Raw genomic sequence first — 5,773 nt, 5'->3', positions numbered from 1 at the left:
TGCACGATGAGCAGCGGCGCCGGGGCGATCAGCGGGACCGCCTCGACCGGGGAGAGCGGCACGGGGGCCCACTCCCTGCGGTCGATCCGGGTGCGCGTGCGCCGGGCGGCCGAGTCCGGGCACCTCTCGGGTCACCCCGCCCGGCGGACGCTCCGCCCGGCGGGGTGACCCGTACCCTGTCCGGCGGCCGGGCGGCCCGGGAGCGGTGAATGCCGGGCGCGGGGATGATGCCCGCTCCGCGAGGACGCGGGGCAGCCGCCACGGGGGGACAGCGGGTACGCGGGACGACCGGTACGCGGGAAGATCGGAAAGCGAAAGGGCCGGTACGGGAAAGGGGCGGTACGGGCACGCCGTTACGACCACGGGTGCGGGGCCGACAACAGCAGCGAGACCGGCCAGCTAAAGGTTCGGCGCTCGAGATCGTCACGTCCACTCGTTTGCCCAACAGCGGCCGCACACGAGCGGTTGCGGCGCGCTCAGCCGCCCGTTGATTTCGCCGCACGGCCCGGCTACTCGGACGCGCCACAGCTTGCCAGACACGAAAGATCCAGCGCTGCCGCCCCGCCGTCTGCGATCTCTCGGTTTGGTGTCAGCGGATGGCGTGTCAGAGGACGTTTACGTATATCTGTTTTCGAAAAGCGGCTTTCGTCACTGACTTGCTTTGCGGTGGTTCGAGCGGCATGCGAGGTTCGTAACCTCCTGCCGCTCGGAGCTTGCCATCCGTTTCGCTCGCTTCTACCGCTGGAAGTCCGTCTGGTTTGAGGATGCGACAGAACCTCCTCCCGGTGATCAGCGGAACGGTACCTTCCGGCCCTCCCGTGCCAACGCTACGGCGTGAGTCAGCGCAGGCCATACCCCAGCGACCTGTCCGACACCCGATGGGCCCTGATCGAGCCGACCCTGACGGCATGGAGAAAAGCCCGGCTCGACCGCAGGCCCACCGGCCAGCGCGTGCGCACAGCAACGGCACATGGCCTGCGCTGGCGCCGGTGACCCGTCGCGTGGATCGATGTACAGCATGGTGCAGCTGGCGAATCGTGCCGCGTCCATCGTGACAAGCAGTTCGTTGGTGCGCGTCAGCACGGCTGCCGGCTCCGGTTCGTGTGAGGCGATCGCGCGGATGGAGGTGCGTACCTGTCCCATGTAGGCGGCGGCATCCACGTCGTGCCCTTGGCTGTCGCCGATTTCCAGGGTGACCGTGCCGTCGGGCATCACGAAGGCGTCGTACAGTCCATCCCCAACGCATATCGTGATCATCTCGCATGAAAGATCGCGAAGCGCCACGGGTCGCCGCCAGGTTTTCGTGTGTGGCAGCGGTCAGCCTTGTCGGCGGAAGTCCAGCATGTAGAAGACCTTGTCGTAGCGGCGCTCGCCGACGGCGACGAAGTCGGGCAGACGGCCGTATCCGGTGAAGCCCAGCGACCGGTAGAGGTACGGAGCCATCTTCCGCAGCGCCGCCGCCCTCGGGATGGACGCGGTGCTGCTCTCCCCGGACTGTGCGGACCCGCTCTACCGACGCTCCGTCAAGGTCTCCATGGGTGGGGTGTTCTCCGTTCCGTACGCCCGTCTCGAGACCTGGCCCAAGGCCCTGGAGACCGTACGGGAAGCGGGGTTCAAGCTTCTCGCCCTCACTCCGGACGACAAGGCCGGCAGCATCGAGGAGGCGGCGCCGCACCGGATGGACAAGGTGGCGCTGATGCTCGGTGCCGAGGGCGACGGACTGTCCACGCAGGCCCTGGTGGCCGCCGACGAATGGGTACGGATCCCGATGGCGCACGGCGTCGACTCGCTGAACGTGGGTGCGGCCGCCGCGGTCGCGTTCTACGCGGTGGCGACGGGTCGCCCGCAGGACTGACCGCCTGCCGTCCACCGACGTGGATCGTCGGGCCGCAGCGTCTGGTGCTGCCCGTGCTGCCCGGGGGTGTCCACGGCGCCCAGCCCGCGGGCCGGCCCCTGGCAGCCCTGCGCCGCCGCGATGCCCAGCGCGACGAGCAGCGTCACCACGACGAAGACGACGAGCCGCTGCCGCAGCAGCCGCGGATTGGCGGGACGCCGGCCCGTCGAGGTCGTGCGGGCGCCGGGCCGCGTGCCCGGCCGGCCGTTCGTCCCGTTCGTGCCCTGTGGGCGCTTGCCGGAGCGTGTCGTACTGCGCGCCGGCTGCTGAGGGCGCGAACCACCGGTGCGGGGCGATGAACCACCGGTGCGGGGCGACGAACCACGCGAAGGCGCCGACGCCTGCCGGCTCTGCGGACGGGGCGCCGGCGAGCCCGCCGCACGCCGGGTCTGCTGTTCGGTGTACGGGCCGTCGAGCCGGCCGGTCGGCCGGTCCAGCTCCTGCGCCGAGCGCTGGGCGGGCGGTCGGCTCTCGTGCAGGCCCTGTGCCTCGCGGGCCGCGATCTCCTTGAGTCGCATGGAGAGTTGAAGTGTGCTCGGCCGCTCCTCCGGATCCTTGGCCAGACAGGCGCTCACCAGCGGCGCCAGCGCGTCGTGCACGTCGTACAACTGCGGTTCCTCGTGCACCACGCGGTAGAGCATCACCTCGGAACTGCCGTGCCCGAAAGGCGAGTCGGCCATTGCCGCGTACGCCAGCGTGGCACCGAGCGAGAACACGTCCGTCGCGGGCGTCACCGCCGCGCCCCGCACCTGCTCGGGCGCGAGGAATCCCGGCGAGCCCACCGCCGTACCGACATGCGTGAGCGTGCTGGCCCCGGTCGCCCAGGCGATCCCGAAGTCGATGATCCGGGGGCCCTTGGGGGAGAGGAGGATGTTCGACGGCTTCAGATCGCGGTGGACGACACCCGCCTCGTGCACCGCCACGAGCCCCTCGGAGAGCGCCGCCCCGATCGACGCCACCTCGGCCGCCGACAGCGGACCTTCCTCGGCCACCTTGTCGTGCAGCGAGGGCCCGGGGACGTATTGTGTCGCGAACCACGGCCGGTCCGCCTCCAGATCGGCGGCCACCAGACGCGCCGTGCAGCCGCCGCGGATCCGCCGCGCCGCCGACACCTCGCGCGCGAAACGCGAACGGAACTCCTGGTCCTCGGCGAGATCCGGGCGGATCACCTTGAGCGCCACCCGCTGGCCGCGCCGGTCCGAACCGAGATAGACGACACCCATGCCGCCGGCCCCGAGCCGCCGGTGCAGCCTGAACGAGCCGACGACACGCGGGTCCTCGCGCCGGAGCCGCATCATCGCCATCGTCTGCCCATCCCCGCTGCCTGGTCCGCCTGACGTGGCACAGCTTACGTACCCGTGGCCCGGCGCGCTCAGAGGCCGCGCCCTCGCCCAGCGATCGATTGTCAGTGCCGGGTGGGAAACTTGAGGAGGGTGGTCAGGGAGCCGCGGATCCACGCTCCCGGGCCCGTGCGAGATCTCAAAGGTCCGTCGCAGAAGGGGGATTGGATCGATGAAGGGCGATCGCGTGGAGATAGTCGTGGACGCGGGAGACACGACGCGTACGTACGAGGTGGTGGCCACCAGAGCAGGCCGCCGGGTGGAGACAGCTGTCCGCCGAGGGGTGGTCGAGGTGAGTGAAGTCACTCGCAGCGGCACCGTTGTCCGAACCGCCCGCTTCATGGCGACCAGGGTGCTCGCCCTGGTCGAACAACCGGTCCCGAGGCAGGACGCATCCGAGCGCCCCCTCCGGGATGACCCCAAGGCATAGCGCAGGATCTCCACCCAGGGGAGTACGCCGACTACCCACGGCTCATCCTCCGGGAGGCCCGGCATTCGGTACGCGGGCATGACGACCCACGCTCACCGCGTCCCTAATGTTGAACTCAAGCGGCGGGCGTTGCACTCGTCCCCGAGGTCAAACGCCTGCTGCTCCAACAATCAGGTCAGGAGAGGAACCATGGCGGACACGGCGACGCGGACGATGATCCGCACGCAGGGACGCAGGGCTCATGCCGCGTTCGGCAGCCGCTCGTCGTCCGGTACGCGTCACCCGCTGGTGGCGACGGCCATGGTTCTTCCTCTGGCGGCCCTGCTCGTAGTCGTCTTCGGTGGCTGGGATGCGGTGGTCACACAGGCGTCGTCCGTGGGCGTGATGCTGGGGCGCTGAGCGGCGCCCCGGGTCCGGAAGAGCGGTCCGGACCGGGACATCCGGCCAACAACCCCGTGGGGACGGGGGTGCGGCGGACGGCAGCGTTTGTCCGGTCAGCTGGGGAGCTGACCGGACATCGCGCTGTCCGGGGGCAATTCGTGGCGGGGCACCACACCGTCCCCATACGGTCGCCACGGCTCGCGCGGTGGCGCGTACGCTCGGCGGCGGGCCCCGGGCGGACCGGGCCACACCTGTTGCCACCGGGGGAGAGACCGTGACCACCGCAGTCGTCCGTGCGCTGGGGGCCCTCGCCCATGACACGGCCCACCCGCAGCGGCGCGCCGGGACCCCGTGTCCTTCCTGCCCGGCACCGGCGGTGCTCGCGGACCGCGCCGACGGTACGGTCGTCCGCTCCGGCTCCGTGGTCGCGAAGGCCCACGCCCCGAACACCGACACCGCCGACCTGGCCGCCCGCACGGCCCTGGCCTCGGCCCCCGCCCTCAGCGGCATCCTCCTGCCCCCCGTGCCCCAGCCCGCTGTTCCCGTCGTCGACGGCCGTCCGGTGACCCTGTGGCCCCACGGTGAACCGGTCGACCCCGCCGACCCCGACGCCGCACCCTGGGAGGAGGCCGCCGTCCTCCTGGCCCGGCTCCACCGCACCGTGCCCCCGTCCACGCCCGCTCTTCCTCCCATGCGCGGACCCGCAAAAGCCGCTCTCGCCGTGTCCCGGATGTGCGCCACCCGGCCCGATGACCCGGTCATCGGGCCGATACGTGCCGCATGGCGGCGCCTGCCTGCCTGGGCCCGCGACGAAGCCCCCGCACCCCTGCACCGTTCGCACTTCATCTGCCACGGCGATCTGCACCTCGGCCAGCTCGTCCGCCACCCCGCGGCGCATGGCTCCTGGCTGCTGATCGACGTCGACGACGTGGGGCTCGGCGACCCCGCCTGGGACCTCGCCCGCCCCGCCGCCTGGTACGCGGCCGGACTGCTGCCTCCCGAGGTCTGGCTGCGCTTCCTGGACGCCTACCGGGCAGCGGACGGGCCGGCTGTACCGGCCTTCGGCGATCCCTGGCCCGAACTGGATGTCCCGGCCCGCGCCCTGACGGTGCAGACCGCGGCCCTGGCGTTCGCCAAGTCTGCGGCGGAGGGGCGAAATCCGGATGAGGTGGAGCAGATGATGATCGACGCCTGTGCCCGAATTGCGTCCCTCCCGGTCGAGTTGGCGGCCGAACGCTCGTCGTAGGGTGAACCGATCGTCTCCGGGCATGAATTCCGGCGACGGCGAACCCGACGGCGAGGAGCTGAGCCGACCATGCAGTGTCCCAAGTGCCACGCGCAGATGCAGACCTACAACCGCAATGGCATCCAGATCGAGCAGTGCAGCGGCTGCCGGGGGATATTCCTCGACTACGGCGAGCTGGAGACCTTGACCCGCATCGAGGCGCAGTGGACCCAGCAGGCCCCGCCCGTGCCGCCGGCCCCCCAGGCCTACCCCGCCGCGCCGGCCCCCGCCTGGGGTGCCCCGCAGCACCACGGCGGTCACCACGGCGGTCACTACCGGCACAAGAGCTTCGGCCACATGCTCTTCTCGTCCTGACCCGGCCGACACCACGCCGCGGGCCCGGACGCACGTTCGCCCTGCTGCGCCTGCTACCGATGAGCGATCGGGACAAGGACGTGGAGATCCTCGCCCTGCGCCACCAACTGTCGGTGCTGGAGCGCCAA

At 71.2% G+C, this 5,773-nt stretch carries 5 protein-coding genes and 5 pseudogenes; 6 read left to right on the top strand and 4 right to left on the bottom strand.

Going from position 1 to position 5,773, the window contains the following annotated elements; genetic code table 11:
• Positions 1 to 95: pseudogene (locus AB0I23_RS40985) on the bottom strand (alpha/beta hydrolase); the annotation flags it as partial.
• Positions 96 to 834: 739 nt separating this feature from the next.
• Between AB0I23_RS40985 and AB0I23_RS40980 the strand changes: the two are divergent.
• Positions 835 to 948, top strand: a pseudogene (locus AB0I23_RS40980) (IS5/IS1182 family transposase); the annotation flags it as partial.
• A 57-nt stretch (positions 949 to 1,005) separates the two neighbouring features.
• Here the strand turns inward: AB0I23_RS40980 and AB0I23_RS40975 are convergent.
• Together AB0I23_RS40975 and AB0I23_RS40970 are read right to left on the bottom strand one after the other, a co-directional pair.
• Positions 1,006 to 1,212, bottom strand: a pseudogene (locus AB0I23_RS40975) (SpoIIE family protein phosphatase); the annotation flags it as partial.
• Positions 1,213 to 1,317: 105 nt separating this feature from the next.
• A pseudogene (locus AB0I23_RS40970) lies at positions 1,318 to 1,431 on the bottom strand (GNAT family N-acetyltransferase); the annotation flags it as partial.
• A 4-nt stretch (positions 1,432 to 1,435) separates the two neighbouring features.
• On the opposite strand from AB0I23_RS40970, the pseudogene AB0I23_RS40965 reads away from it, so the two are divergent.
• A pseudogene (locus AB0I23_RS40965) lies at positions 1,436 to 1,855 on the top strand (TrmH family RNA methyltransferase); the annotation flags it as partial.
• Here the strand turns inward: AB0I23_RS40965 and AB0I23_RS40960 are convergent.
• Positions 1,822 to 3,198 (bottom strand): serine/threonine-protein kinase, encoded by a 1,377-nt coding sequence (locus AB0I23_RS40960; protein ID WP_359118309.1) that lies wholly within the window; start codon positions 3,196 to 3,198, stop codon positions 1,822 to 1,824. The pseudogene AB0I23_RS40965 and the gene AB0I23_RS40960 sit on opposite strands and share 34 nt — an antisense overlap.
• Before the next feature lie 208 nt (positions 3,199 to 3,406).
• Here AB0I23_RS40960 and AB0I23_RS40955 point away from each other — a divergent pair, with 208 nt between their 5' ends.
• The 4 genes from AB0I23_RS40955 (at position 3,407) to AB0I23_RS40940 (ending at position 5,645) form a co-directional block, all read left to right on the top strand.
• Complete coding sequence (locus tag AB0I23_RS40955; protein ID WP_037698881.1) at positions 3,407 to 3,664, top strand: hypothetical protein; 258 nt, start codon at positions 3,407 to 3,409, stop codon at positions 3,662 to 3,664.
• Positions 3,665 to 3,853: 189 nt separating this feature from the next.
• Entirely contained in the window at positions 3,854 to 4,063 is a 210-nt protein-coding gene (locus AB0I23_RS40950; RefSeq protein WP_359118307.1) for a hypothetical protein, read from the top strand.
• A 256-nt stretch (positions 4,064 to 4,319) separates the two neighbouring features.
• Complete coding sequence (locus AB0I23_RS40945) at positions 4,320 to 5,291, top strand: phosphotransferase family protein (RefSeq protein ID WP_359118306.1); 972 nt, start codon at positions 4,320 to 4,322, stop codon at positions 5,289 to 5,291.
• A gap of 69 nt (positions 5,292 to 5,360) precedes the next feature.
• Entirely contained in the window at positions 5,361 to 5,645 is a 285-nt protein-coding gene (locus tag AB0I23_RS40940) for a zf-TFIIB domain-containing protein (RefSeq protein ID WP_359118304.1), read from the top strand.
• The last annotated feature ends 128 nt before the right edge of the window (positions 5,646 to 5,773 follow it).

The sequence above is a fragment of the Streptomyces atratus genome (genome assembly GCF_040655115.1).
Classification (GTDB): Bacteria; Actinomycetota; Actinomycetes; order Streptomycetales; family Streptomycetaceae; genus Streptomyces; species Streptomyces atratus_D.
The sequence above is the reverse complement of the archived record's forward strand: the minus strand, read 5'-3'. Positions and strand labels throughout refer to the sequence as shown.

What these genes read in the sequence shown, in the direction of transcription:
- AB0I23_RS40950 (WP_359118307.1), top strand. Translation starts at nt 3,854, where the DNA reads ATGGCGGACACGGCGACGCGGACGATGATCCGCACGCAGGGACGCAGG.
- AB0I23_RS40940 (WP_359118304.1), top strand. Translation starts at nt 5,361, where the DNA reads ATGCAGTGTCCCAAGTGCCACGCGCAGATGCAGACCTACAACCGCAAT.
- AB0I23_RS40960 (WP_359118309.1), bottom strand. Translation starts at nt 3,198, where the DNA reads ATGGCGATGATGCGGCTCCGGCGCGAGGACCCGCGTGTCGTCGGCTCG.
- AB0I23_RS40955 (WP_037698881.1), top strand. Translation starts at nt 3,407, where the DNA reads ATGAAGGGCGATCGCGTGGAGATAGTCGTGGACGCGGGAGACACGACG.